Consider the following 26017-nt stretch of genomic DNA (forward strand, 5'->3'; position numbering starts at 1 on the left):
CCAGGCAACGGACCAAATGCCGGTGTGCTTTTTTCCACGCTGCTCCGATCGTCGCCTCGGATGAGATATCACGTGCGGCGCGCGGACCACGGGTGCGGTGGCTCCAAAGAGTAAACAATCCAGCGCAACTTTCAGCGCGTACTAGTTTTCATGACAGGGACCTCATCTCGGGGCGACTCCGCCTCTCGCCTCGACCTTTTCTCCTACGGACTTTTGGGGCTGCCGCTGGCGGCCGGCACGCTGCCGGTCTATCTATTCGTGCCGACCTTCTATGCGGAAGAGCTGGGGCTCGGGCTTGCCGCCGTGGGGGCGGTGCTGTTCTGGATGCGCCTTCTCGATGTGGTGAGCGATCCGGTCATTGGATGGCTTAGCGACCGCACGACCAGCCGCTTCGGGCGCAGAGTGCCCTGGATCGTCCTCGGCCTTCCCCTAACGGCTATTGGCATGTGGCTTCTGTTCCGTCCGCCGGAAGACCCGACGCTCGGCTATTTGGCGATCGCCAGCGCGATTCTTTACATCGGTTGGACGTCGCTGGCCGTGCCCTATTCGGCTTGGGGCGCGGAAGCGAGTCCGTCCTATAATGAGCGTTCGCGCTTCACTGCCTGGCGAGAAGGGGCGGTCGTTATTGGCACGCTGGTCGCCGCAGGCATTGCCGATAGTGGCGGGGCGCTGGCGGAAGGGCTTGGGCACTTGGCGGTGGCGACCGTGCTGGGGCTCGCCATTGCGGGCGCGCTGCTCTTGTTCCGGGCGCCGCGCCCCCAAGCGCGGGTTAGCGACGCGTCCGACCAGGCAGCTCAAACCCCAGCGGGGTGGCGTGCCGGAGTTCAGCTGCTGTGGGCGAACGGGCCTTTTCGGCGCTTGCTCTTCGCCTGGCTCTTGAATGGCGTCGCCAACGGACTGCCGGCGACGCTCTTTCTTCTCTTTGTGACGCATCGGCTGAATGCTCCTGATCAAACCGGTCTGTTTCTGATCACCTATTTCGGCATCTCTATCGCAGGGCTGCCGTTCTGGCTGTGGGCGGCGCGCCGGTTTGGCAAGCACCGCGCCTGGAGCGGGGCCATGATCTGGGCCTGCGGCTGGTTTGCGCTTGCGCCGTTCTTAGGCCCGCAAGACCTTGCACTGTTTGCGGCCCTTTGCGTCGGGACGGGCCTCGCCCTCGGGGCCGATTTGGCCCTGCCGCCATCGATGCAGGCGGACGCGATCGATGCGGAGACGGCGCGCACGCTGAACGCGCGCACGGGGCTCTATTTCGCCCTCTGGGGGATGGCGACAAAGCTCTCGCTAGCCTTCGCGGTCGGCATTGCATTCCCGCTGCTCGATTGGGCTGGCGGTCCGGAAGCGGGCGGCTGGATGCTGGCGCTTCTCTATGGCGGCGTGCCGATCCTTTTCAAGCTTGCCGCCGTTGCACTTATTGCTGGGTACGATCTCGACGAAGCGGCGCAGCGCGATCTTCGGCGCCGGATCGAATCGCACGCACGCGAGGCCGTGTGACGCGACGCAGCTGATGGTGCGCCGATCCTAGTCCATCGAAAAGCGGGTTGGGGACGCCTCAGTCATCATCGGGCAGCCCAGCGTCTTTTCCAGTGCCTCGACCAGCTCCCGTTCCGTCTCCACTGTTGAGAAGAGCCCGCCGGTCTCCTCCGCAAGGCATTTGGTCTCGACGACCGATTGTTCGCCCGTCCAGGTGATGCCTCTCACGCGCAAGCCAATGACATGCACGGTGAGCTGCAAGCCCTCTTGCTTGAGTTGCTTGCCGACATCGCAGGGGTTGCCGCCGCAGGTCTCTTCACCGTCCGTCAAGAGCACGATCACGCCGGGTTTGGCCACGTAGTCGAGCACGTCCGCCGCCTGCAATACGGACTTCGACAACGGCGTCTGGCCTGCCGGTGTCAGACCGTTGACGACATCGAGGATACGTTTCGCCGCGTCCGGGGCAGGCTTGAGGTCGAGCTGCACGTTGCATTGCTGCCAGGGTCCTGGCCCGTAGGTGATGAGGCCGACGCGCCGCATACGCGTGACGCGCGGCAAGACCTTGGCGAGCGCCGCGCGAACTTTGTCGATCCGGCTGATGGCGCTCGGATTCTCGCTGCCGTAGCCCCAGCCATTGCCCGACATCGACCCAGACGCGTCGAACACGAGCATTGCATCCTCTGTACACGGCGCTTGCGCGTCGTCGGCAGCCTGCGCAGGCGTACCAATAAGTATAGCGGCTGCAAGTAACGCCAGCCCTAGCCACGTGGCGATGTCCATCATGTCAAAGCGAAGTCTAACCAATTCGAGACTGGTGCGCTTGTATTCGCGCCCTGCCGGCACCCTCTTCGTCCTAGCTCTCTGCTGCTTGAGGACGAGCGGCCTTGAGATCGGGGAGAAGGGCGGCAGCTTTACCTATCGGGTCGAGGACGATTACAGCGCGCCGTTCGACAGCGGCACGGGCATCCAGACCTGGGCTGTCACCGGCGGCGAGGCTTACCGGATCTAGAGCGCGCCCGACAGTTTCGGCACGTGTTCAAAAAAGGGGCGGGGTAGGGCTTTAATCGTTCCAATCCCGCCTCCGCGCGCAGCACAAAGGCGGGACCGGTTCATGACGCAACATCACCCATCGCGGTGGGACTTACGGAGCCTCGAGCGCTTCCCGACGCTCCTTACTCAGGACCTCCTCGTCCTAGACCAAACCCATGCTCGCGTGCAGGGCTGCGAGTTTAGGGCCAAGAGGTGACTGCATAACCGTGGCAATCAAAACGATAGCTCCGGCTGCGATGAGTCTCATTGTCATGCGAGAGGGCAAATACATGGGGGGTATCCTTCTCTTACAACACTGAGGGGTGTCGTTATTCGACGACACACAGTCTAAACGCGTTATATGTCGGTTTGGATTACAAATCGCACACTCGAGTTCACGGCTGAGTGAGGGGAACTAAGGCTGAACAGCGGCGTCGTAACCCAAATTCCGTTTCCGGTTTGCATGCTCTAGCCGTTCGCAATAGGCATAGTCGAGGGGCCCAGCGGAGATCCGGCCCCCGATGATGAACCGAACCGCTAGGTCAATGCGTTGCCGGACACCTCAATGAAGCTTTGGGAACAAGCACTTATCGCCTTCTCGATACTGGCGGTTGGCTTTCTCCTGATCGACCCGTTCATGTATGAACGGGCGAAGGCCATGTCGCCCGCAGCGCGCGACTTCTTCCGCGCCATTACCGATATCGGCCGCTCGAATTGGATGCTGATTCCAACGGCGACCATTATAGGTTTTGCGGTTTTACTGCGGCGCAACCATATCGGCTTTCGCAATGCAGCAGGCTACGGGCTGATTATTCAGGCCGCGAGCTTTGCCTTTGTGAGCATTGGGGGCGCAGGGCTCATCGCGGCGCTTTGCAAGAATATTCTCGGGCGCGCCCGCCCCAAGTTCTACGAGGAACTTGGGCACTTTCACTTCAGCTTCTTCTCCTTCGACGCCGATTATGCGTCCCTGCCGTCGGGCCATTCGACCTCGATCTTTGCCTTTGCGACTGTCGTCGCGATACTCGTCCCGCGTGCTCGTGTGTTCGTCTACACGATCGCCGTGTGGATCGCGTTCAGCCGCGTGTTGATTGGGGTGCATTACTTCACCGACGCGGTTCTCGGCGCGATTCTCGGGACGGTATTCCCCTATATCGTGCGAGATCGATTCGCCGCGCGTCGCTGGCTGTTCGAATACGCTCCGGACGGAGGCTACCGGCTGCGGGGTTTGCGCACGCAAGCCTGGCTAGGCTGGCCAGAGCATGTGCGCACGTCTCACGATTCGTCCAGCGAGCCTGCGCGGGATGGCTCCGCGAAATAGCGCGGACCATTCGGTTTCCCAAGCACCGTTGATCTGTCCCGCGCGCGTTCCTATCTAATTTCGTTCGCTATAACGCGAGGTCCGCGCCCTATTTGAGAGGCGAAGGCCCCGGGGAGAGAGACGAAATGATGAAGAATTTTTCACGTACCCTTGCCATTGGGGTCGTTGCTGGCGCGCTGCTTGCGCCTGCAGCAGCGAGCGCGCTGTCGCTGACGGCGGCCGACTTCGCGAGGATGGAGTCGAGGCTAAATCTCACGCCGGAACAGCGTGCAGCGATTTCGCCCATTCTGCAGAAATCGCAAACCGCCCGCAGCTCGACGTTCCAGAAATACGGCGTCGACCTCAAGACATGCAGTCGGCCTGGGGCCCTTGGGCTCATGCGACTGAACAAGGATATGAATCGGATCAACGCTGATACGCGTGCGCGCTTGGCGGCGATCTTGGATGCGTCTCAGCTTCGCGAATACGACAAGATCGTCGCGGAGCAGACAGAGATTGTTAAAAAGCAGATCATGTGTTGATCCCGGATCGGGCTTGGATAGGGGGCGGTCGCGAAACCAACGGCTACCCGGCGAAGGTCAGCGTGATAACGATACCGAGTGTCAGAACGACGAGTGACACAACGCCCATGACCCAGACCGGCGGAGAGGGTTGATGTAGGGCCGACCCGCCCTCTGCTGCTTTCATTCTGTCAGCGATGCTCATTCGGGAAACGGGACCGCCTGCCGATCCTGAGTTCGACATGTCCATGCCTTGCATCCCACTCGCCTTCATCGGCGCCGAAATGGAGACGTGCGCGTCCGTACCGCCAGGCCGCACGGTCATCATTCCGTGTTTCAAATGATGGGCCACAAGCCAATAGTTCATGGGGTAGGCGCAAAGTGCGCCCACCATCAGCGCGAGCGACATACGGAACCAAAACAGGGCCTGGGTGGGGTCGTGGGCGTCCGGGTTGCCCTGAAAGGCGAGGGCGGAAACCGGCAGCATCCCACCCATCAAACAATTGATGGATAGAAACTCTGAGCTGAAGGTCCCCTTGAGGGCCTTCCAGTAGGAGCCGAACATCTCGCCCATGAAGAGGGCTTGAAAGATGGCCCAGCCGAAGGCGAAACCCAGCACATACTCGAGCGCGAATTCAGCCATAGGCGGCAGCGCAACGACGGCACCGATCACAGCGCCAACCAGGATCCCGATGCCATCGCCTGTGGCGCAGTGCATGGTCGAGCCAAGGGCCTGGCGCCACTGCGCGGCCACATAGCGTTCATGGAGCCCGGGCAGGGGTTCTCTGCAGCCCAGAACATAAAGAAACGCGCCAAAAGGCCCCGAATAGGCTGTGAAGAGGACGAAGGCCCACTTCATCACGGGGTTTTCGGGGGTCGAGCAAATATCGATCGCCACGAACAACAGGGAAAGCGCTGTTAGCGTGAACCACCACAGTGTGACCCCGTCGAGTAGCATAGCGCTCCTCCCTTGCCGTGCCCCCGAATAGATGTGGCAGAACACTACCTCTCGCCGCGTAGCCATGCGAGGGGTCGATCGAGCCATAGGTGCGGTGCTCATGGAATAGGCAGGTCAGCCGCGCATCTGGCGTCATCTTTGCCAAATTTCCCACGGCTGTTGCCTCCATGCTCTAGGGGCCGCTTCTCATTCGCGTTAGACTTATGTCAGTCTTGCGAATCAATTTTTTGCGGTGCAGCATTGGTGTCAAATGCTGGTGGGAAGACGGAAGTCTTGCAGTTCCAGCAATTTGTACCGGGTCAAATGGATTTCGAAGTGCCTGCATAACTTCTGTATTGGTCATTCTGACGCAGGGCAGCCGCTAGGCTCCGGTTTAGCACGGGTCTTGCGAAGACCAGTCTAAGCTCGCGAAACAAAGCGAGCTAATGCTGCGGCGCAGCATTGGCGGATTGGGCAAGTTAAAGAAGTCCGGCCGGTCATTGAGAGTGTTGGGAGGTTCGGGTCCGAAAAGGGCCGCGAGGAGTGGCGTTAGTGCAACCTTTGGAAAGGGGGCCAAATGCCTACGAGACTGACCCAAATCAAAGCGGCTGCCCTGAGCCGGTCGGTTCAGGGCGATAGGCTGCTGCTAATGCCGAGACCGCGTTTGGTTGCGCGCTCATCTGAAAAATCGATGCCCGCCAGCCTGGCGAGTCAACCGGGCCCTTTTGCGGTCCTTTCACAGACGTGGGGAGCATAGATCATGCCCGTACCAATGCCATCTGCTGTCGTCCTTATCGTGTGTAAGACCGTATTGCTGCCGGCCGACCAACAAGACGTGAACTCTAAGTGGACAGGGTATGAGAACCGGACGTGGTTGATCGAGGACTCGATGATGCATTGCAAGCGTGAGGAGGTCCAACTCTTCGATCAGGCTGAAGCGATGGGCGCCGCGGCGCAGCCCTTCAACCAGCAGCGCTGCCAGAGAGCGAGCCTTATGTTGGGGGTCCAGTGGGACCAAAGCCACAAGAGCTCGAAGTATCGTTTCTGGCGCGTCGCCTGTCCGGTGCCGATCGTCGATACCAGAACAGGCGAAGTGATCGCCTGGAAGATGCCGGATTGCGGGCATCGTGATACAGTGGTTTGCGAGGTTGATACCGCAATCTAGCGCGGTCCAGCCTCGATCTAGCGGACGTCGAGGCGCCCTCACGAGTTGGGGCGGCCTTGGCGGAGGAGGTCCTGGCTCATGCCAGCCTGGGCAAAGATCGGTGCAGGATTAGTGCTTGCGCTTGTCTTGCTGGGATTCGCGGGGCTCAAAGCCACGTCCAATAAGTTTGGGCCACTCGTCCAGACCTACGGCACAACTTATTACGGCGGCGACGGTCCGAAAGTCGCGACGGTCCCGTGTAAGACCGAGAGCGATATCCGATCGGCTATAGCCCGCGTTCATGCGGTATTCGATCAGTATGTTGGTTCCCGCCTCGCCGCATTCGAGCAGCGCGCCGCGCACCAAAAAGGGTTGCCACCGCTCCGCGTTGACACCCTCTATGTGATCACTGAGGATGATCAGATGAGGGATGGAAAGACGGTCCTGTTCATCGGCCTGAAAGACGATTGCGTGAGCACGGTCTTCAGTTTTCCAACGCGAATTTACGACGACTTGAAGGCGCTTGAAGAAGGCGACGTTTGAGTCCGTGACCGCAACGATTCCCGCCGGTGAAGTCGTTTATGCGATTGGCGATATTCATGGTCGCGTCGATCTCTTGCATGAGCTCCTCACACTCATCGAGCAGGACGCAGCAGCAGTTGGCAAAGCAAGGAAGACGCTCATATTCCTTGGCGACTACGTGGATCGCGGACCAGACAGCCGCGGTGTTGTCGAGCTCCTAAGCACTCGCTTGCCCGATGAATTCGACGCGCACTTTCTAATAGGCAACCACGAACAGTTCTTATTGGATTTTCTCGACGATCCAACTTGGCTCGACGTTTGGCTGCGCAATGGCGGTGAGCCGACCCTGCTATCCTACGGTGTCGATGTCGGCGGACTCGAGCGCCAAGGAGCTGAGCCAGGAGCGTGGCGAGAAGCCTTCCGTGAAGCTATTCCGGAGAGGCATCTGCACTTCCTTCGAAATCTGGAACTGCAATACCAGATCGGGGACTATGTGTTCGTACACGCCGGCGTGCGCCCGGGCGTGCCACTCGACGAACAACGGCGCGCCGATCTGCTTTGGATACGACATGAGTTTCTGCGCTCGCAGGAACCATTCGGGAAAATTGTGGTTCACGGACACACGCCGGAGCGCGAGCCAGTCATGAGATCGAATCGGATTGGAATCGATACGGGCGCGGTCTTCACCGGCTGCCTCACGGCGCTTCGGCTCGAGAGCGGCACACGCACGTTTCTTCAAGTCGCAAGCTAGGCGTTTTTTCTGGTGCGCTATCCGCGTGTCTCTGGGCTGTCAGCCACAAGCCCCCGGAGTCGGCTTGTAAGGCTACCACCGCCTGACTTTCGACCCCGCCTTTTAGCTCGCCGAGCGGCGAAGCGACTAGACAGACTGCGCGATCCCTCGTCTGCCTGGTTGACGTCTTCCTCCGCTGTCTCTTCGTCTTCGTGGTGGGCTTCAGTGTCATGCTCTTTGACCTCGTCGCTCTGATCACTGTCGTCTTGACCACGTGACGTATAGTGCCCCTGGATCTCGTAAGTCTCAAAGTCCTCTTCGATCTCGTCGTCGCCCTCGCCGTTATAAGTCTCGACGTCGAACGTGTGCGTGGCAACCTGTTCCTCTTCCCAACGAGGGGGCTCGACCTCATGGCTCTCACCGGCATAGTCGACATCTGCAGAGGGCGCCTCTTCGCCCGTGGCATAGGCTTGATCCTGGACGGGTTCAGAGGGCTCGGCAGCGCCATTACCAGCGTAAGCGGCCTCTTCGTACACATCAGCGGTCTCGTTCGCCATGGCCATAGTGTGTTGCGGCTCCGCCATAGCTTCGGATCCTTCAGCGGACGCCGCGTGACTTGTCATCGCGCTCTGCCACGTTTGCGGTTTTTGCCGTGCTGCGTCGAGAATATGGGACGCAAGTTGGTTGAGCTCGCGGCGCAGAAACTCAATTTCTTCGCTGCTCGTCCGTACACGTTCCAGTTCTTCCTGGGCTCGGGACAGCTCGGCCGTGAGCCGTTGGCTCTCTGCGACTGCTTTAGAGTCTTTCTTGCTCGAGCCGCGGCCCGACGCACCTCCGCTCTCGAGCGAGAGCCGGAGCTGGTCGATATCGGCGCGCTGATTATGGACAGTCGCTCGGGCGACTTTCAGCGCGTCCGACTGGGATGCGATCGTCGTACGCAATTCGGCATTTACTGTTTCCAGGTCCGTTAGGGCTTTCTTCGCGGCTTTGAGGCGGGCGTCGAGATCTGGCAAACGCCGCTTTATGGTCTGCTGCAAAACCCGATTGGCGTTCTCAGCCTCATGCAGCTCGCCCTTCGCAGCCTCCAGACTGCCATTCAACTTCTGAATTTCGACCCGACGCTTGTTCGCTTCGATCAGCTCGCGAGCAGCCTTCTCCTTCGACTTATCGAGGGCAACTTCGACCTTCCGAAGCTGAAGTGCAAAGTCAGCGCGTATTTGATCTTTGTCGGCCTGAATCTCGGCAAGTGTCAGGGGCATAGTGGCTTCGAGGCGGCGCGTGGTGAGCTTCACCGCCCGATTCCACAAAGGTGGCGCCAGCATGAGGCCGAGAAGGCATCCCAGGAAGAAGCCCAACGCCCCGAACATAAACCACTCGATCATCAAGGCCTTTGGTTCCTTGAAATTGGAGCCGGATTTGCCCCCGGAAAGGGCTCTGCCGACGAACGCTCCATAAGCCCCTTGTGCAGGAAGCCGATGCCACGCACCGAGCCCTATGCGCGAGCCACCCGCGCAATAAGGGGAGGCCATGCCCTGCGCGCCCAACGATCCGAGGCCCGCAAAACTCGCGCTCCGACTTCATTAGCGCCAAATTAGAACGGATTCCAGGTCGGCTGACGAGTATACTTCAAGTAGCCGACATTTGCGCCCAGTCTAAGGCCGACCCCGGATCGGATCGGGGCGAGGACAAGATCGTCCCGGGCCAAGTAGGTGACGCCCACGCCGCCCACCAAGTAGGCGGAGCCGTCTATGCCGGCAAACTTGTCATAGATCTGGCCCGGATCCGCCAGATTGTATACTAAAACCATGGTCTTGGAGCCTTCGGCACCGAAGTCGTAGCCCAAAGACGGGCCCTGCCAGAAGACCCGATACTGCCCGCCATTTGTTGTGTGCAGCGTCCCTTCGCCGTAGCGAAGGCCCGCAACGAACGCCCCCCCGGCTTCCTCACCAACGATATAGCCGTTCGGGCGCCCCGATTTCTGGAACGTGTACTCCACCGCACTGGCGAAGCCGGAGGAGATTTTGCCGAAAAAGCGATGTCCTGCGCTCTTGATCTCATCGGGCGAGAAGCCATCGTCACTGTCTAGTCGCTCCGATGCATAGCCCTGCGCCGCCACGTAGGTTTGGCTGGGTTGATAACCCGGTGGTTGGTAGGCCTGTTGGGGTGCAGCAATAGGGGCCGATTGCGACGCGTTCGGGTCGTACCCCCCAACGGCCGGAGCGACACCGCCGCTACTTTGTACAGGGGCGTTCTGGACCGGGATAGTGCCGGAATTCGCGCCGTATGGCGCGCTCTGCGCCTGCGAGGCAGACGCAAGAACCGAATTCAGAAGAATCGCCGAAAGCGCGGCGACCACGATGTAGGTAGTACGCATGACAAAAGACCTCGGACGTGCGAGCCCGCTTGATGACCGGGCGCAGAGGCGTAAGGCCCCGCTCTCGATTGTTGACCGAAAGGGTTACCAAACGGTGGAAGGCTTACCGCGGCGTTAAGATGGAGCGGCCCCATGCGACAAAGTTCGCGTTCTTTAGCGCCGAGTCCGTTTTGCCATATCTGAATCTGGCGCCGCGTGTATTGACGACATGGCCGCCGGCCGCTTCCAAGACGGCCTGCCCGGCTGCTGTGTCCCACTCCATCGTGGGGCCGAGGCGCGGATAGAGGTCCGCATTGCCGCGTGCGATCTCCAAGAACTTGATGGACGACCCGGCAGCCGTACGTTCAGTGACTGAATAGCCCTCCAAGAACTCCTCGGTCTTCCGGTCCAAGTGAGAGAGGCTCACCAGAGCCGTGATCGCTTCTGGGTGGGCAGCCCGCGCATGCAGACGTTTGTGACTTAGGGCGTTCAAGTCTGCACCGTCTTTGCTCGGTGCCATGGAAGTCTCGATCGCCACACCATCGGCAATGGTGACGGCAAGAAGATTCCGGGCAGGCGCGTACACCAGGCCGAAGCAGGGAAATCCATCGTCTATCAGCCCAACATTGACCGTGAAATCTGTACGCTCCTTGATGAATTCTTTCGTGCCGTCCAATGGGTCAACGAGGAAAAAAGTCTGGCCCAAGGACGCCTTGCGGTCAGTTGTCGACTCTTCGGACACAATTGGGATGTTCGGTGCGAGCTCGCGCAGCGCGGTCTCAAGTATTTCATTGGAATCCCGATCCGCCTGGGTCACCGGAGACTGGTCGTCTTTGTACTCGATCTCATCCGTTGCGCCATAGTGGGCCATGATCGCGGCGCCGGCTTTTGCGGCTGCGCCGGTTAAGACTTCGGCGGCGACATGGAGGTCGAGGACGGGCGTCCCCTCGGCAAGCGCCGCTGTTGTATGTCTAGGTGCTGACAAGGCAAGATGCTCCAAAGGGCGTTGATTCGAAAAAAATCTTCGTGTTTCGATGATTGCTCCCTTCCTGTAACAGAAATTCGTACACAGGCCATGATAACTGCGCATGAGTCTTGCTGGCGCGAGAATGGAGAAAGCAATGTCGGAGCCGATTGTGCTCAACGATCTCGAGCTGGCGGCACTGGTTTCGAGCCGGATATGCCATGACATCATCAATCCGGTCTCCGCCATCTCCAACGGTTTGGAGATGCTGGCGGAGGAGCCCGACGACGAGATGCGCGCCGCGGCGATGGATCTCATTCTGAAGAGTGCCAGCCAGGCATCCGCCAAACTTCAGTTTGCCCGCATCGCTTTCGGGGCGGCAGGATCGGCAGGCGCAGAGATTGACACGCGCGATGCGGAAAAGGTGGCGCAAGCGTTTGTTCAGACGAGTGAGAAACATGACCTCGTGTGGGACGGGCCGGCGCTGATCTTGCCCAAGAACAAGGTCAAGCTATTGCTCAATTTGGTCGGGCTTGGTCTCGCTGCATTGCCGCGCGGTGGCACCATTAACGCGGCAATATCCGAGGACGGGGGAGAGGTGTCCTACACGATCACGGCTACAGGCAAGGCGGCGCGTCTCAGCGAAAAGGCGGACGCACTTCTTGTGGGCGAGGCAACAGGGGAAGTCGATGCGCATTTGATTCAGCCCTACTACGCCGCGCGTGTGGCACAAGCGTCTGGCATGACGGTAACAACGAGTTCCGGCGAAGACGAGGTCGTGTTACGAGCGCAATAGCGCAGCTAATACAACCCTTCGCCAAGAATGGCCCGCCATCGCGCGCCTGACTCAAATGTACGAAGCAGACACAAAACGGCCGGGGCAAGCCCAGCCGTCTTCGTGTCCAACAATCGAAAGTCGGAGTGACCTAAGCGGCGGCCTCGTCGGCCTCTGCTTCTTCCTCGGGATTGCGCAGCACGTAGCCGCGGCCCCAAACGGTCTCAATGTAGTGCTTTCCGCCTGTCGCCGCGGCGAGCTTCTTGCGCAGCTTGCAGATAAATACGTCGATGATCTTGAGTTCCGGCTCGTCCATGCCGCCATACAGATGGTTCAAGAACATCTCTTTGGTCAGGGTTGTCCCCTTACGCAAAGAGAGCAGTTCCAGCATCTGGTATTCTTTACCTGTGAGGTGCACACGCTGACCGTTAACGTCGACCGTTTTAGTGTCCAGGTTAACCTTTAGGCCGCCGGTCTGGATGACTGACTGGGCATGCCCCTTTGAGCGGCGCACAATCGCGTGGATGCGCGCTACGAGCTCGTCCTTATGGAAAGGCTTGGTCATATAGTCGTCGGCGCCGAAGCCTAGACCGCGCACCTTGTCTTCGATGCCTGCAAGACCGGAAAGGATGAGTATCGGGGTCGATACCTTGCTCACACGCAAGGATTTGAGGACCTCGTAACCGCTCATGTCCGGCAAATTCAAGTCGAGAAGGATTATGTCGTAGTCGTAGATCTTGCCGAGATCGACGCCTTCTTCGCCGAGATCTGTCTTGTAAACGTTGAAGCCTTCGGACTGCAGCATCAATTCGATGCTCTGCGCCGTCGCGCTGTCGTCCTCGATCAGAAGAACCCGCATTCTAATTCCCCCGTATTCTCATGTCCTGGCTGTCCCCTGACCCAAAACGTCGGACGCTTGATTGGTTAATTTCGAATCAAGAAGTTAATGTCCAATAGTTAACAAAAACTAACCAACAGGGTAGTGTTAACAACATCCGCTAACCAAGATTATTTATGCGTACGTCTTCGCCAGTTACATCGATTAGGCGGATACGACTCTCATGGTTTACCGGCGCTTAAGTCCTGTCGGCGATGATCTTGATTCAAGGGACGGGGGGACCGGTCCTTGAGACTTGGTGAGAAGCCGTTTGGGGGCGCCTGGCTTTCGGTTTGCTCTGCGCTTGGTAGTCGGCTCGTGTCAATTTGGGGAAGTAGCGTTCGCGCCGAAACTGCGCGGACCCGAACAGGCTTGAGGGTATTGAGTTATGAAGTCACGCGATGGAGTCATGCGTCTAAAGCGCTTCGAGGTCGATGAGAAGCGCCGGAAGGTCGCTGACATCGAGTCTATGATTGCCGAATTTAACGATATGGCTGTGGACCTCGACCGGCAGATCGCTGTCGAGCAAGAGCGCGCCGGCATCACAGACGTCAATCACTACGCTTATCCGACCTTCGCAAAGGCAGCCATACAGCGCCGGGACAATCTGGCGGTGTCGGTGGCGGGGCTAGAGGCGAAGTTGGCTATGGCCAAAGGCGAACTCAAAGAGGCAGAGGACGAGCTCCGGAAGATCGAGGTTCTTCAGGGGCGCGATGTCGATCGTGGGAGGGTCGAGGAGCCCGAGCCCGATTTTGGCATGATCGGTGTCGCCCGCGCGGGCTAGCTGCGCCTCAGAAGCCAAATCAACAGAAAGACTACGAACCGGCGGTGGACCTCCACCGCCGGACTCCGTTAGATGTTGGCGAACCCAAAGTTTTTGCCGCGCGCGGAGGTCTCCTCATGCCCTCATTCGATATTGTCTCTAAGACAGACATGCCCGACGTTGACAATGCCCTCGCGAATATGACGCGCGAGATGAGCCAGCGTTACGATTTTAAGGGTTCGAATTCCAAGATCGAGCGAAACGAAGGCGTCATCGTCATCCACGCGGACGACGATCTGAAGCTCAAGCAGATGCATGAACTGTTGCAAGGCCATCTCGCCAAGCGTGGGATCGGGCCGGGTGTGGTCGATTATCAAGCCGTCGAGAAGGCCGCCGGCCAGTCGGTTCGTCAGAACGTTCTCCTTCGTCAGGGCATCGATAAGGAACTGGCCAAGCGGATCGTAAAGGAAGTGAAGGGCAGTAAAATCAAGGTTCAGGTTGCCATTCAGGGCGACGAGCTGCGGGTAACCGGCAAGAAGCGCGACGATCTCCAGGCGGTTATCCAACTCGTGAAGGGTCTAAAAATCGAGCAACCGCTTCAGTTCGAGAACTTTAGAGACTGATCCGCCGCGGGTTCCGCGAGTAGGGCGGATCAACCACTAGGTTGCATTGCGTCACCGTAGCCCGATCGCCGCATGATCGTTTATAGCTAACCCATGATTTCGGTTGTCGTTGTCATCGTACTCGTGGTCGCGCTGCTCGTCATCGCAAGGCGCAGCAGCAAGAACCGAGACACTATCCTCATCGAAGTCCTCTTGGGTATCGCAGGCTCCGTGGTGGCCGCGCTCGCCGTCGCGTCCTTCCCGAAGATGGATACAGACAACGTCCTCGGTTACCTGGACAAACAGATCTACGAGTGGGTGTTCGGCAAAGAGACAGAAGAGCCGCCGGCTCCCGAGAAGAAAGCGGTCGCGATCAAGAAGAATGTCAGCCGCGATGATCGGGAAATCGAAGGCGTCTATGCGGGGCTGATCCGCTCCATTCAGAACGGATCCGAGGTTCTTGATGAAAAGGCCTACGTCTTGAGGGTCGATCCTACCAAGAAAGAGAAGGTCCTCGAGATCTACGAGCACGGTGACATCGAATACAAAGTTCGTATCGACGGAAAGCTTGAGGAGGACGGTGTCACATGGGTTGGCGAAACAAAATCGGTGCTGAAGGGCGGAACGTTCGTTCAGGACGATTTGAAACTTCTTCTTTCGCCTGAGGTGGGTCGCATCGACTGGCACCAAAAAGACAAGGTAGCGCCCGTCGAGTCGATCGGTACGCTCTACAAGGTCGACGAGAACGCGGTGTCCGACCGGATCAGCGCTGTGAACCGGATCAAGAACGAGACGTTCATCTGTAAAGAGGAGAGCGCCAAAATGGGAGGCAGCATCTCGCTGTTTCTTTTCATTCCCATGGAGCTGCCGGCGGGCTCAAGCGCCTTCACGTTGGAGGGGCCGCCCCATTCGAACAGGGTTTACGCCGAGCTCATCTCGGGCGTTGCGAAGCCGTATGAGGGCCCGTACGACGTACACATCAAGAACCGATTCAGGAGCAACGACTTCCCCAATCTCACCGGGATTAAGAGGCTCCACCCAAACCTCTCATCCTTTGTCGGCTTTTTCGACAAGGAGTACAGCATTGGCATCAATCGGCCCGGGACGGAGCCCAGTTGGTTCAAGGGCAGTCTGGCCGACTCGGTACCGTGCCGGATCTTCTATGTGGGATTCCCGCCTGGGCCAGTCGTCCACTAGCCATCACCGAGCAGACAAACAGAAAATGGCCGGGGCGGGCCCGGCCATTTCGTAGGTTAGATCTGTCGTTGATACTTCCGGCTAGTGGCCGCGATATTGTTGGATTCGTGTCGCGCGCAGACCCGCGAGCCCATGCTTGTCGATGGATCGCTGCCAACTCAGGAACTCGTCCACAGTCAATGTATAGCGGTCGCAAGCCTCTTCGAGGCTAAGTAGACCCCCCCGAACGGCTGCCACGACCTCGGCTTTACGCCGAATGACCCAACGGCGGGTATTCGTCGGAGGAAGGTCGGCAACGGTTAGCGGGCTGCCGTCTGGTCCGATCACGTATCGGACGCGCGGCCTATAATGTTCAGTCATTGTACGCAACACTCACTAAAACTCGATTAGCCACAATCGACGGGGACCCTAACAGCGGCCGATTTAAGAATTACCTAAGCCGCCGCGTAAAAATAGTCGCAAGAGAACCCGCAAAACTCTCTGAATTGTCTCAAGTTTCTGACATTGTTCTTGCAGGCCTTCGCGCAGCCGCTTTCTGGTTTGGCTTGCGCGGCAGGGCCGCTGTGCCTATGTTCACGGACTTATCCGAACTGTCACAAGGAATTAGCGGACCGGTCAGCATCCGCGCGGCGACGGGATCGAGGTACCGAGAGCGACCATGCGGTAGCGCGATTGTTGTGCGATTTTCGCACTTTGTATTCCCCGCGCTTCTGGCTCCAACCTCTGAGAGCCGTCTGCGCGCCGATGAAAGTCAGCGCCAAACAGATATCATGGTTAACAGTTTGCATCTTTCGGGGCATCCGTCCGAGACGCGGGTAGTCGTGGCCATGTCGGGCGGCGTCGACTCATCGGTCGTGGCGGGTTTGCTAAAGCGCGAGGGCTACGATGTCGTTGGCATCACCCTGCAGCTTTACGACCATGGTGAGGCTGTTGCCAAAAAGGGTGCCTGCTGCGCTGGGCAGGACATCAAGGATGCGCGCCGCGTGGCGGCCGCGCTCGATATCCCCCACTACGTTCTCGACTACGAGCGCCAGTTCGAGACCGCTGTTATGGACGCCTTCGCGGACAGCTATCTGTCCGGCGAGACCCCTGTGCCATGCGTTGCTTGCAACCAGACGGTCAAGTTTCGCGATCTATTGGACACCGCACAGGGATTGGGCGCGCAGGCTCTGGCTACCGGCCACTACATTAAGAGCAGCCCGGGTCCGCACGGCTGGGAACTCCATCGCGCAGCGGACAAGGAGCGGGACCAGAGCTACTTCTTGTTCAATACGACGCCGGAGCAACTTGCCTTCCTTCGCTTCCCGCTCGGCGGCATGCCGAAGGATGAGACGCGAGCCTTGGCTCGGGAGTTTGGCCTCGACATCGCCGACAAGTCGGACAGCCAAGACATCTGCTTCGTGCCATCGGGTCGCTACACGCAAGTTATCGAGCGCCTTCGCCCCGGCGCGGCCGAAGCTGGCGACATCGTTCATGTGGACGGGCGCGTGCTTGGTCGCCACACGGGCATTATCAATTACACGGTCGGACAACGCCGTGGCCTTGGGATTGCCGCATCCGAGCCGCTTTATGTCGTGAAGCTCGATCCGGCACGCCACGAAGTTGTAGTCGGGCCGCGGGAGGCGCTCTTGACGCGAACCTTGGAATTGCGTGACGTGAACTGGTTGGGCGCTGGGCCCTTCGAGATCGCTGTCGCGGGTGGCCGTGAGGTTCTGGTTCGGATTCGGTCCACAGGCCCGCTTCAGCCGGCGACGGTCGTGTCTGAGAACGGGGCTGTTCTCGTGCAACTGGCCGACGGTGAGGAGGGCGTTTCGCCCGGACAGGCTTGTGTGTTTTACGCTGCATCGGGCGGCGGAGAGCGACTCTTGGGCGGAGGATGGATCAAGTCCGCTGCGCCGCCCTTTGTGGCCAACGACGCTATGCAGGTTCAGGCGGCGTCGCTGCCCGCCGAGGCCTTTTTGGTAGGATCACGTTAAGCCGCGGCATCAGCACGCCGCAAATCTTGGGGAGGTTCAAGCGTTGACTTCCAATCATCCGACGATGGACACGGACTCCGTCCGGCACGCTTACCGGCGCTGGGCGCCGGTCTACGACTACACATTCGGTCGAATCGCCGACGCAGGCCGCAGACACGCCGTGCGTATCATCAACAAGCGCAAAGGGCGCGTACTCGAAGTCGGCGTGGGCACCGGCCTGTCGCTGCCGGCATATGGCAAGCACCTAACCGTGACGGGCATCGATCTGTCGCCGGAGATGCTTGATAAGGCGCTTGAGAAGGTCGCCAATAAGAAACTCGATAACGTGGACGGTCTTCACGAGATGGACGCGAGCGCCTTAGGCTTCGCGGACGAAAGCTTCGAGACCGTCGTTGCGATGTACGTGATGACCGTGGTGCCAGACCCGGTCAAAGTCATGCATGAGTTGGAGCGAGTCTGCGCGCCCGGCGGCGAGGTGATTCTGGTCAATCACTTCAGCCAGGAGCGCGGCGTGCGTGGCCTTCTTGAGCGCAAGCTGGCAGGTTTCGCCGATCTTATTGGCTGGCATGCGGTCTTCGAGCCGGAGCGGGTCCTTACATGCGAGGACTTGCGTCTCGTTGAACGGCGTCCGTTATGGCCGCTGGGTCTCTTCACCATGCTGCGCTTCGTCAAGGAGCCGGGCCTCGGCATTGGTCCGCAGGCGGCCAGGACGTTCTTGGCGACCGGCGGCGAAGCGGAGGCGGGCGCTTCCGCGGCCCCCGAGCAGCAGACGGCTTTGGCGCGCAGGATGCTTGACTTGAATTACTGGCGGTCCCTATATCGCCGGCTCCAGAGTCAATTGGCCGAACGATAGTCTCTCCTTTGCCCTACCGCGTAGCGGCTATTTGAGGGCAGGGGTTTTGTGCCCTACCGGCCTTCAGCCTACTTGAGCGCGGGACCAACTTGCGGTCTAAGAAGCCGGTGAACTGGAACGCGAGGCATTGCCCTCGCCGCATTGGGGCGGAGTAGCTCAGCTGGTTAGAGCAGCGGAATCATAATCCGCGTGTCGGGGGTTCAAGTCCCTCCTCCGCTACCAAACATGCTATTGGCCCGACAAGTTGACGTCACCGACTGAAATTTCCTCGGTCTTTGCACTGCCCGCGATTTAAAAGCCTACTCTTGGCGAACTAGCTCAGCGCAGCCCGCCGTGGCGTCCTCTCCTGATTCAACATAGCAGGCGCTAATCCGGTCAGGGTCGAGAATGCGGCCCTGATTGTATCCCTTGCTGTCAGACGACACCCAGGTGAAGGAGACGTTGTCGGGATAGATGACGCCAAAGAAATTGACGGTGCCCTCGGGATAGTCGAAGTGACCCCGAAATCGGCGGTCTCGCTGCTCCGTTATCTCGATCGTTTTCTGCCCCCAAACCCGATAGCCCTTCTTGTCGGAGACTGTCCTGTTCTCGCCAACCCAGGTTCCAACCAGGTCTGGTATTGCCTCTTCCGCGCTGAGTGGGACGGTTGGTGAACCATACGACGCGAGTAAGAAAGCCGATATCGCGCCAAGCCACCTGGTCATTTTGCTTTCCTCTCTCCGGCTCGGGCCGAGAAGCTCTCGACCAACTGTGAGGGGTCAAGACTCGCGCCGCGCTCGATCTCACGCTTACGTAAGTGTAAAGAGCCGACCAAGAATGCCAACCTCCCTCCTGGCACCGCGTGGCGGGAGTGGGTAGTGTCTTGTGATGGGATACAAGGCAACCTACGAGGCCTGGGCAACTGATCCGCGTGCGTTTTGGGCGCAGGCCACGGAAACGTTGGGTTGGATCACGCCGCCCCAAACGGTGCTCGACGATCGCGGTGCGCCGATTTTCGCTTGGTATCCCGATGGCGTGATGAACACGTGCTGGAACGCGATTGACCGCCATGTTGCGGCAGGTCGCGGGGCGCAAGCGGCCATCATCTACGACAGCCCCGTCACAGGGACGAAACGGAGGATCACCTATGCCGAACTCCTGGAGCAGGTGGCACAGTTGGGCGGAGCCCTGCAATCGCGGGGCGTCGAAAAAGGCGATCGCGTCGTCATCTATATGCCGATGGTGCCGGAAGCGCTTATCGCGATGCTTGCCTGCGCGCGGATCGGCGCGGTGCACTCCGTTGTGTTTGGCGGGTTCGCGGCCCATGAACTGGCGGTCCGGATTGACGATGCGAAGCCGAAGGCGATACTCGCCGGGTCCTGTGGGATCGAGCCGACGCGGGTCGTGCCCTATAAGCCCCTTCTGGACGGCGCGATCGAGCAGGCCGAGCACAAGCCCGAATTCTGCGTGATCCTTCAGCGTGAGCAGGCGCGCGCAGACTTGGGCGCGCGCGATGTGGAGTGGTTCGAGTGCCAGCGCGGGGCAAAGCCAGCAGAGTGTGTCCCGGTCTTGGGCAACGACCCCCTATATATTCTCTATACGTCAGGGACGACGGGTCAGCCGAAAGGCGTGCAGCGGCCGAGTGGCGGCCATGCCGTGGCCCTCAGCTGGACGATGAAGAACATCTACGACATCGATCCGGGCGACGTCTTCTGGACGGCCTCCGATGTCGGGTGGGTCGTGGGACATTCCTATATCTGCTACGCGCCGCTGTTGTGTGGCGCGACGACCTTGGTTTTCGAGGGTAAGCCGGTAGGCACACCCGATGCAGGGACCTTCTGGCGAGTGATTTCGGAGTATGGGGTCAAAGCGCTCTTCACGGCGCCGACTGCGTTCCGGGCGATCAAGCGCGCGGACCCAGGTGGCGAGTTCATCCGCAAATACGACCTGAGCTCACTCAAGTACTTGTTCCTTGCAGGAGAGAGAGCGGATTCCGACACGATTAATTGGGCTCGGGAAATGCTTCATGTCCCCGTTATCGATCACTGGTGGCAGACCGAGACCGGTTGGACGATTGCCGGCAATGCCATGGGGCTTGAGCCGTTGCCGGTGAAAACGGGTTCTGCCGGCGTTCCCATGCCGGGATACGACATCCGCATCCTTGGGGAAGACGGTCACGAAGTGCCGCGTGGACAGCTTGGCGCAATAGCTATCAAATTGCCGATGCCGCCGGGGTGTCTCCAGACGTTGTGGCAGGCAGAGGAGCGGTATCGGGACAGCTATCTCAGTAGATTTCCCGGCTACTACGATACGAGCGATGCGGGAATTATCGATGAGGACGGCTACGTCTTTGTCATGGCTCGCACGGACGATGTCATCAACGTAGCCGGGCATAGGTTATCGACCGGGGCGATCGAAGAAGTGTTGGCGGCCCTTCCGGACGTGGCCGAGTGCGCCGTCATCGGTGTTGCCGATGAGTTGAAGGGACAGCTGCCCATGGGTTTTCTTTGCCTCAACAGCGGTGTGTCCCGGCCTCATGAAGACATTGTCGAAGAGGCCATTGCCCAGGTGCGCAACCAAATTGGCCCAGTGGCGGCTTTCAAACTCGCCTGTGTGGTCGAGCGCCTTCCGAAGACTCGCTCAGGCAAAATACTGCGTGGCACCATGGCGAAGATCGCAGATGGCGAGGACTACAAGATGCCCGCTACAATTGACGACCCAGCAATCCTTGAAGAGATCCGCCAGGAGGTCCATGCGCTGGGCTACGGCCAATCGTCATAGCGCCAGACGGCGCCCTGATCGCGATGCAACGGCCGCCAAAATAGGCAGCACTTGGGCAGGCGGGCGGAACGCGCACGGCGTATGGTGCATTGCAATCATGAAATTTGGCGGCCACCCGCTTGAGCCGGGGCGAGTAGTCCGTGTAAAGGACGGCGACGAACGAACCGTCTGCTTACTTCCATGCTAGGTTAACGCGCCGGTTCCGTATACTGTGTTTGCATATCGAGAGACCATTGGAGCGCATGCGGGGATAACTGTGTCTAGCGTCGGCCGTAACCTAATCCTCATTGTTGACGATACGCCGACAAATGTCGCTGTTATCTCGGGGTTGTTGAAGGAAACATACAAGACCAAGGTCGCGACGAACGGCGAAAAAGCCCTAGCGATCGCAAACGGAGCCGACAAGCCGGACCTCATCCTGCTCGACATCATGATGCCTGGCATGGATGGCTTTGAAGTCTGTCGGCGATTGAAGGCCAATCCTGAGACCGCCGAGATCCCGGTAATTTTCCTTACCGCCAAAACCGATGCCGTCGATGAAGAGAAGGGCTTTGAGGTCGGCGGCGTCGACTACATCCACAAGCCATTTTCCGGACCGATTGTCCTCGCCAGAGTTCGAACCCAGCTTGCGTTGCAGGAAGCGCTTTCAGAGGCGCGCGAAGCCCACAATCAAGCAGATGAGCTGCTCCACGCTTTGCTCCCGAGAAAAGCGGCCGAGGAGATTCGCAACTATGGCACGGTGATCCCAAAGCGTTATGACAACGTGGCGGTGTTATTCTGCGACGTAACGAACTTCACAGCTTATTGCGACAAGAATGAGCCCGAGGATGTTGTGTCCAGGCTCGATGCTCTATTCGTAATCTTTGAGCGCATCACGGCACAGCATGGCCTTGAGAAAATCAAGACTATTGGCGACGGCTTCATGTCGGTTGCGGGCCTATTGCAGGAGGTCGACAATCCCGTCGGCTCAGCGGTTCGCTGCGGGTTGGAAATGGCGTCGACGCTAATCGATGCAGATCTGGGATGGGAAGTGCGGGTTGGCGTCAATGCCGGGCCCGTCGTTGCCGGCATCGTGGGGCAGGAGCGCTATCAGTTCGACATCTGGGGAGATACCGTCAACGTTGCTGCTCGCATGCTCGAGCGGTCCGAGCCCAGCACTGTCGCGGTGACCGGTGATGTGTGGGCCATGGTTTCCTCGGATTTCGAGGGCGAGAAACTGGGTGAACTTGAGGTCAAAGGGAAGGGTTTGGTTCCGATCTATAGCCTCAAAGCCGAACAGATAGTTCGAGATAAGGCTAAGGTCGCGTCGTAACTTCCAGCAAAGCCTCTATCGTCTGGCCGACAATGTTCAAAGACCTAAAAACCAGCACAAAGCTCGCCTTGCTCACAGGCTCCTTCGTGGTCGCAATTTTGGTTGCGATCTACAGTCTTGTTGCTGAGAAGCAACGTGCGATCGAATTCTCAAATAAGGAAATCGCCGGGGTCACCTACCTTGAGAAGATAAGAAATCTTTACAGCATCATATTGACAGCGCCGAGCGATCAAAGCGCGGGCGGTGCGAGAACATCTCTTCGAGATGCACAGGCAACGCTCGCCGCGGCGGAACGCGAAGTGGGAGCCTCTGCGACTTCCCGGAAATCAGTCGGAGGCCTCGATCTCGGCACCGCGCCATTCGTAAGGTCGCTCAACGAGTCGCTCCGGTTGCTCTGGTCCGACAGCTCCCGCGAAGAGAGCTATGCGAGCCGCATTCATGAAACACTGGTCCGTGCTCAAGCGCTGACAACACAGGTTGGTAATGAGTCCAACCTCGCGCTCGATCCCGATCTTGATAGCTACTATTTGCAAGACACAGTTGTCAGACAGATTCCAATGTTGCTAGGGCAAATCGGTGAGGCGCAAGCTGTGGCAGATGCCGCCGAAAATCGTCCGAACCTTGAGGAATCTGCGCAGCTTCTGACGCTGGCCGGCATGGCCAAATCGACGAGCGACCAGATCGCCAAGGACCTTGAGTCCGTCTATGAGGCGAGCGAAGGCAAGTCGCTCCCGGCAGACCTCAAGCGAAATATGAGCAGGATGCTCAACGGCGCCTCCACTTATGTCGGTCATTTGACGCGGGGCGTGAAAGATCCTGCCCTCTGGGACGCGGAGATCGACGATGAAAGGTACCGAGAGGTCGTCTACAGCGCATTAGGAGCTTGGACGAGCGGCCAAACAGCGCTGAGAGACGTCCTTCAGGCGCGGGTCGACAATTTATTCGAACGACTTATCGCTAGTCTGCTGATCACAGGCGGCCTCGCTCTTTTGAGCATTTTGCTGGCCTTTTTGACCTATCGCCATATCGTCGGACCACTGACTAAACTCCAATTGATCGCTGAGAAAGTCGGCAAGACGTCGGATTATGGTCAGCGCATAAACTATGAAGGCAAGGACGAGATCGGGCAGCTTGCGTCATCGTTCAATCAAATGCTGGGTGAGCTAGCCGATAGCAAGAAAGCAGAGGTGGCTGAAGCCGCAGAAAAAACGGCGCGGACCCGAATCTCTACTTTGCTTAAGCACTCTCCCGCCGTCATTTATAGCTTTAAGGCACGCGGTGATTACGCCCCCACATTCGTTTCCGAGAACCTAGGCTCGATGCTCGGATACGATGTTGATGAGTACATGAAAGACGCATCCTTTTGGCGTCAGCACGTTCATCCGGATGACTACGATCGGGTAGAGGCTCAGCAAAGTAAGTTGTTTGAGACAGGACAGAACATTTCTGAGTACCGCTTTCTCAAGAAGGACGGCTCGTATTGCTGGGTGAGCGACGAACAGCATTTGATACGGGATCCGGACAATGACGACGAGCCACATGAAGTTGTCGGTTCGTGGAATAACATTGACGTACGAAAGAAGGCTGAGCGAGCGCTAGAGGAGGCGAAGGTTGAATTGCAGAAGGCCGCTGAAGCGGCTCAGGAGGCAAGTGAAGCCAAGAGTTCGTTCCTCGCGAATATGAGCCACGAAATCCGTACACCGATGAATGCCGTCATCGGTCTATCACACCTTGCATTGAAGACCGACCTGCAGCCTAGACAACGTGACTACGTCACCAAAATTAAGAACTCGGGTGAACACCTGCTCGGCATCTTGAACGACATTCTGGACTTCTCGAAGGTCGAGGCGGGCAAGTTAGAGGTTGAGAATATCGACTTCGATCTGGATAAGGTGCTCGAGAATGTAGGAAATCTGATTTCAGAGAAGGCGTCGGCGAAGGGACTAGAACTCATCTTTGATATTGATCCGGCAGTCTGTCGACACCTTAAAGGCGATCCGCTTCGGCTGGGGCAGATACTGATTAACTTCTGCAACAACGCCGTAAAGTTCACTGAGCGAGGTGAGGTGGTGGTTCGCGCGGAGATGTTGGAGGACGATGCCAAAAGTCAGCGCATTGCCTTCTCGGTCAGAGATACCGGTATCGGTCTGACAAGGCAGCAGATCGGAAAATTGTTTCAGGCCTTCGAGCAGGCAGACACGTCGCATACGCGCAAGTTCGGCGGCACCGGGCTGGGTCTGGCAATCTCAAAACGGTTGGCTGAGCTGATGGGTGGGGATGTCGGTGTCACTAGTGAACCCGGGAAGGGGAGCACATTCCGATTTACGGCGCGTCTTGAGAAAGCGTCAGCAGTGCCAAGGCGGCGCGTGTTGCAGTCTGATCTGCGAGGACGCCGAGCCTTGGTGATCGATGATAATTCGCATGCGAGAAATGTTCTGGCCGGCATGCTCGGGCATATGGGTTTTGGCGTCGACGAAGCTCCGTCAGGCGAGGAAGCCATCGAGATGGTCAAGCAGCTCGCCAACGGTGGGAGCTTCTACGACATCGCTTTTGTCGACTGGCAAATGCCTGGGCTCGATGGCGTTGAGACCGGTAAGCGTATTCTTGCTGCGGCCGGTGTCGAGAAGGTGCCGCACTTGGTCATGGTCACTGCGTACGGTCGCGAGGATGTGCTGAGACAAGCGGAAAAGAGCGGATTCGAGAACGTTTTGATCAAGCCGGTGACGTCTTCGATCCTGTTCGATACCACGGCTGATGCACTTGGCGCAGATGTCGAGACGGACGAAGCAGAGGACGCCGTCAGGTTCTTTGACTCCAGCTCAATTCGCGGTTCACGCATATTGCTGGTCGAAGACAACGAGATTAATCAGGAAGTGGCGATGGGCCAGCTTGAAGATGCTGAGCTCTTTGTGGACTTGGCGGAGAACGGCGCCGAGGCCATCCGAATGGTTCGCGAGAACGAGTATGACGCCGTCTTGATGGACATGCAGATGCCCGTAATGGACGGCATCGAGGCAACCAAAGTTATTCGGTCCGAACCGCAGTTCCAGACCTTGCCGATTATTGCGATGACAGCTGCCGCGATGGCGGCTGACCGCGATCGATGTCTTGAGGCAGGGATGAACGACCATGTCACCAAGCCAATCGATCCCGACCACCTTCTCGGTGCGCTGGTGCGCTGGATCAGACACTCGAGCACGGGCGAAGGAGCCCCAAGGGTGCAAGCCCGCGAGCGTGAGAAACCTGCGGTACCGCCTAAAGATGAGCGTCCCTTGGACATTGCCGAGATCGATGTCGCCTCTGCCTTGAAGCGTACAGGTGGCAACCGGGGTCGGTACGAGTCCCTTTTGCAGCGCTTCGCCCAGAAGCAAGCCAAGGTGGTTGACGAGATACGCGAGTCCCTCTCTTCGTCGGATGTGGCGACGGCGGAGCGCACGGCCCACTCACTTAAAGGTGCCGCTGGTACGCTTGGCGCGATGGACGTTTCGGAAAAAGCTGCGGCAGCAGAGATTGCTATTCGTGAAAGCCAAGGTGTCGACGAAGCGCTGACGGCACTCGCGGTCAGTGTTGCCAAGGCGGTCGATGCCATTCAGGCGGCGTTACCCAAAGAAGGCGCATCCAGCAACGGAAAGGTCAGTCTCGACCCATCGATGGCTCTCAAGCCGCTCGACGAACTTCGGCGTCTACTGGAGAACGACGATGGAGAGGCGGCAGATTTCATGATCGAGGCGAGGCCGGCTCTCGCCGGGGCCCTCACGGATACGGAGATCGAGAACCTTGGTGAACTTGTTGGAGAGTTCGACTTTGAGCGGGCCCTTGGATGTCTCACCGACATTGTTGCACGTCTTGAAAAGGATTGCGCGGCGAGCGACGTCAAGTCCTGACATGCCCGCGCTCATGGTTCCGACGATTAACGTCAGCGAGTAGCGCCGATC

At 58.7% G+C, this 26017-nt stretch carries 24 protein-coding genes and 1 tRNA gene; 17 read left to right on the forward strand and 8 right to left on the reverse strand.

Annotation, left to right across the window (positions count from 1 at the left end; all coding sequences use genetic code 11):
- Nucleotides 1–150 precede the first annotated feature (150 nt).
- The gene (locus AC33YF_RS01005) at nucleotides 151–1491 is read left to right on the forward strand and encodes an MFS transporter (protein ID WP_491775328.1); all 1341 of its coding nucleotides are present in this window, start codon (nucleotides 151–153) and stop codon (nucleotides 1489–1491) included.
- 27 nt (nucleotides 1492–1518) lie between these two features.
- Here AC33YF_RS01005 and AC33YF_RS01010 read toward each other — a convergent pair whose 3' ends face one another.
- Nucleotides 1519–2274, reverse strand: a complete 756-nt coding sequence (locus AC33YF_RS01010) for a vWA domain-containing protein (protein ID WP_491775329.1) — start codon at nucleotides 2272–2274, stop codon at nucleotides 1519–1521.
- A 64-nt stretch (nucleotides 2275–2338) separates the two neighbouring features.
- Here AC33YF_RS01010 and AC33YF_RS01015 point away from each other — a divergent pair, with 64 nt between their 5' ends.
- From AC33YF_RS01015 to AC33YF_RS01025, 3 genes are all read left to right on the forward strand, one after another.
- A complete protein-coding gene (locus AC33YF_RS01015) occupies nucleotides 2339–2479 on the forward strand; it encodes a hypothetical protein (protein ID WP_491775330.1) in 141 nt (46 codons plus the stop codon).
- A gap of 585 nt (nucleotides 2480–3064) precedes the next feature.
- Nucleotides 3065–3817, forward strand: coding sequence for a phosphatase PAP2 family protein (locus AC33YF_RS01020; protein WP_491775331.1), 753 nt, complete (start codon nucleotides 3065–3067; stop codon nucleotides 3815–3817).
- Between the two features lie 125 nt (nucleotides 3818–3942).
- On the forward strand, nucleotides 3943–4338 hold the full coding sequence (locus tag AC33YF_RS01025) for a hypothetical protein (protein WP_491775332.1): 396 nt from the start codon (nucleotides 3943–3945) through the stop codon (nucleotides 4336–4338).
- 43 nt (nucleotides 4339–4381) lie between these two features.
- Here AC33YF_RS01025 and AC33YF_RS01030 read toward each other — a convergent pair whose 3' ends face one another.
- Nucleotides 4382–5275 carry a DUF4396 domain-containing protein gene (locus AC33YF_RS01030; RefSeq protein WP_491775333.1) on the reverse strand — a complete coding sequence of 298 codons (894 nt, stop codon included), beginning with the start codon at nucleotides 5273–5275 and terminating at the stop codon, nucleotides 4382–4384.
- Nucleotides 5276–6014: 739 nt separating this feature from the next.
- On the opposite strand from AC33YF_RS01030, the gene AC33YF_RS01035 reads away from it, so the two are divergent.
- The 3 genes from AC33YF_RS01035 (at nucleotide 6015) to AC33YF_RS01045 (ending at nucleotide 7671) form a co-directional block, all read left to right on the forward strand.
- A complete protein-coding gene (locus AC33YF_RS01035; protein ID WP_491775334.1) occupies nucleotides 6015–6419 on the forward strand; it encodes a hypothetical protein in 405 nt (134 codons plus the stop codon).
- A gap of 78 nt (nucleotides 6420–6497) precedes the next feature.
- Nucleotides 6498–6941: a hypothetical protein gene (locus AC33YF_RS01040; protein ID WP_491775335.1), complete on the forward strand. Its 444-nt coding sequence runs from the start codon at nucleotides 6498–6500 to the stop codon at nucleotides 6939–6941.
- Nucleotides 6922–7671: a metallophosphoesterase family protein gene (locus AC33YF_RS01045; protein WP_491775336.1), complete on the forward strand. Its 750-nt coding sequence runs from the start codon at nucleotides 6922–6924 to the stop codon at nucleotides 7669–7671. The genes AC33YF_RS01040 and AC33YF_RS01045 overlap by 20 nt, the downstream gene beginning before the upstream one ends.
- Nucleotides 7672–7688: 17 nt before the next feature.
- Here the strand turns inward: AC33YF_RS01045 and AC33YF_RS01050 are convergent, their stop codons facing one another.
- The 3 genes from AC33YF_RS01050 to cysQ form a co-directional block, all read right to left on the reverse strand.
- Nucleotides 7689–9032, reverse strand: coding sequence for a hypothetical protein (locus tag AC33YF_RS01050; protein ID WP_491775337.1), 1344 nt, complete (start codon nucleotides 9030–9032; stop codon nucleotides 7689–7691).
- A gap of 209 nt (nucleotides 9033–9241) precedes the next feature.
- Entirely contained in the window at nucleotides 9242–10024 is a 783-nt protein-coding gene (locus AC33YF_RS01055; protein ID WP_491775338.1) for a DUF1134 domain-containing protein, read from the reverse strand.
- 103 nt (nucleotides 10025–10127) lie between these two features.
- A complete protein-coding gene (cysQ, locus tag AC33YF_RS01060) occupies nucleotides 10128–10988 on the reverse strand; it encodes a 3'(2'),5'-bisphosphate nucleotidase CysQ (RefSeq protein WP_491775339.1) in 861 nt (286 codons plus the stop codon).
- A gap of 136 nt (nucleotides 10989–11124) precedes the next feature.
- On the opposite strand from cysQ, the gene chpT reads away from it, so the two are divergent.
- Nucleotides 11125–11763 (forward strand): histidine phosphotransferase ChpT, encoded by a 639-nt coding sequence (gene chpT / locus AC33YF_RS01065; RefSeq protein ID WP_491775340.1) that lies wholly within the window; start codon nucleotides 11125–11127, stop codon nucleotides 11761–11763.
- Between the two features lie 130 nt (nucleotides 11764–11893).
- On the opposite strand, the gene ctrA is transcribed toward chpT, so the two are convergent.
- Complete coding sequence (gene ctrA, locus AC33YF_RS01070) at nucleotides 11894–12601, reverse strand: response regulator transcription factor CtrA (RefSeq protein ID WP_491775341.1); 708 nt, start codon at nucleotides 12599–12601, stop codon at nucleotides 11894–11896.
- A gap of 406 nt (nucleotides 12602–13007) precedes the next feature.
- Here ctrA and AC33YF_RS01075 point away from each other — a divergent pair, with 406 nt between their 5' ends.
- The 3 genes from AC33YF_RS01075 (at nucleotide 13008) to AC33YF_RS01085 (ending at nucleotide 15181) form a co-directional block, all read left to right on the forward strand.
- On the forward strand, nucleotides 13008–13403 hold the full coding sequence (locus tag AC33YF_RS01075; protein ID WP_491775342.1) for a flagellar export protein FliJ: 396 nt from the start codon (nucleotides 13008–13010) through the stop codon (nucleotides 13401–13403).
- A 116-nt stretch (nucleotides 13404–13519) separates the two neighbouring features.
- Complete coding sequence (locus AC33YF_RS01080; protein WP_491775343.1) at nucleotides 13520–14005, forward strand: YajQ family cyclic di-GMP-binding protein; 486 nt, start codon at nucleotides 13520–13522, stop codon at nucleotides 14003–14005.
- A gap of 93 nt (nucleotides 14006–14098) precedes the next feature.
- The gene (locus AC33YF_RS01085) at nucleotides 14099–15181 is read left to right on the forward strand and encodes a hypothetical protein (protein WP_491775344.1); all 1083 of its coding nucleotides are present in this window, start codon (nucleotides 14099–14101) and stop codon (nucleotides 15179–15181) included.
- Nucleotides 15182–15262: 81 nt separating this feature from the next.
- Here the strand turns inward: AC33YF_RS01085 and sciP are convergent, their stop codons facing one another.
- Nucleotides 15263–15541 (reverse strand): CtrA inhibitor SciP, encoded by a 279-nt coding sequence (gene sciP, locus AC33YF_RS01090; protein WP_491775345.1) that lies wholly within the window; start codon nucleotides 15539–15541, stop codon nucleotides 15263–15265.
- 410 nt (nucleotides 15542–15951) lie between these two features.
- On the opposite strand from sciP, the gene mnmA reads away from it, so the two are divergent.
- From mnmA to AC33YF_RS01105, 3 genes are all read left to right on the forward strand, one after another.
- Nucleotides 15952–17157, forward strand: a complete 1206-nt coding sequence (mnmA, locus tag AC33YF_RS01095) for a tRNA 2-thiouridine(34) synthase MnmA (RefSeq protein ID WP_491775346.1) — start codon at nucleotides 15952–15954, stop codon at nucleotides 17155–17157.
- A 64-nt stretch (nucleotides 17158–17221) separates the two neighbouring features.
- Nucleotides 17222–18010, forward strand: coding sequence for a class I SAM-dependent methyltransferase (locus AC33YF_RS01100; protein WP_491775347.1), 789 nt, complete (start codon nucleotides 17222–17224; stop codon nucleotides 18008–18010).
- A 145-nt stretch (nucleotides 18011–18155) separates the two neighbouring features.
- Nucleotides 18156–18232 (forward strand) — tRNA-Met (locus AC33YF_RS01105).
- A gap of 77 nt (nucleotides 18233–18309) precedes the next feature.
- On the opposite strand, the gene AC33YF_RS01110 is transcribed toward AC33YF_RS01105, so the two are convergent.
- Nucleotides 18310–18714 carry a hypothetical protein gene (locus tag AC33YF_RS01110; protein WP_491775348.1) on the reverse strand — a complete coding sequence of 135 codons (405 nt, stop codon included), beginning with the start codon at nucleotides 18712–18714 and terminating at the stop codon, nucleotides 18310–18312.
- A gap of 163 nt (nucleotides 18715–18877) precedes the next feature.
- On the opposite strand from AC33YF_RS01110, the gene AC33YF_RS01115 reads away from it, so the two are divergent.
- The 3 genes from AC33YF_RS01115 to AC33YF_RS01125 all read left to right on the forward strand — a co-directional run bounded on the left by AC33YF_RS01115 (nucleotide 18878) and on the right by AC33YF_RS01125 (nucleotide 25966).
- Entirely contained in the window at nucleotides 18878–20770 is a 1893-nt protein-coding gene (locus AC33YF_RS01115; RefSeq protein WP_491775349.1) for a propionyl-CoA synthetase, read from the forward strand.
- A 256-nt stretch (nucleotides 20771–21026) separates the two neighbouring features.
- On the forward strand, nucleotides 21027–22082 hold the full coding sequence (locus AC33YF_RS01120) for an adenylate/guanylate cyclase domain-containing protein (protein WP_491775350.1): 1056 nt from the start codon (nucleotides 21027–21029) through the stop codon (nucleotides 22080–22082).
- Nucleotides 22083–22114: 32 nt separating this feature from the next.
- Nucleotides 22115–25966 carry a response regulator gene (locus AC33YF_RS01125; protein WP_491775351.1) on the forward strand — a complete coding sequence of 1284 codons (3852 nt, stop codon included), beginning with the start codon at nucleotides 22115–22117 and terminating at the stop codon, nucleotides 25964–25966.
- Nucleotides 25967–26017 lie beyond the last annotated feature (51 nt).

It is taken from the genome of Methyloceanibacter sp. (genome assembly GCF_058506495.1).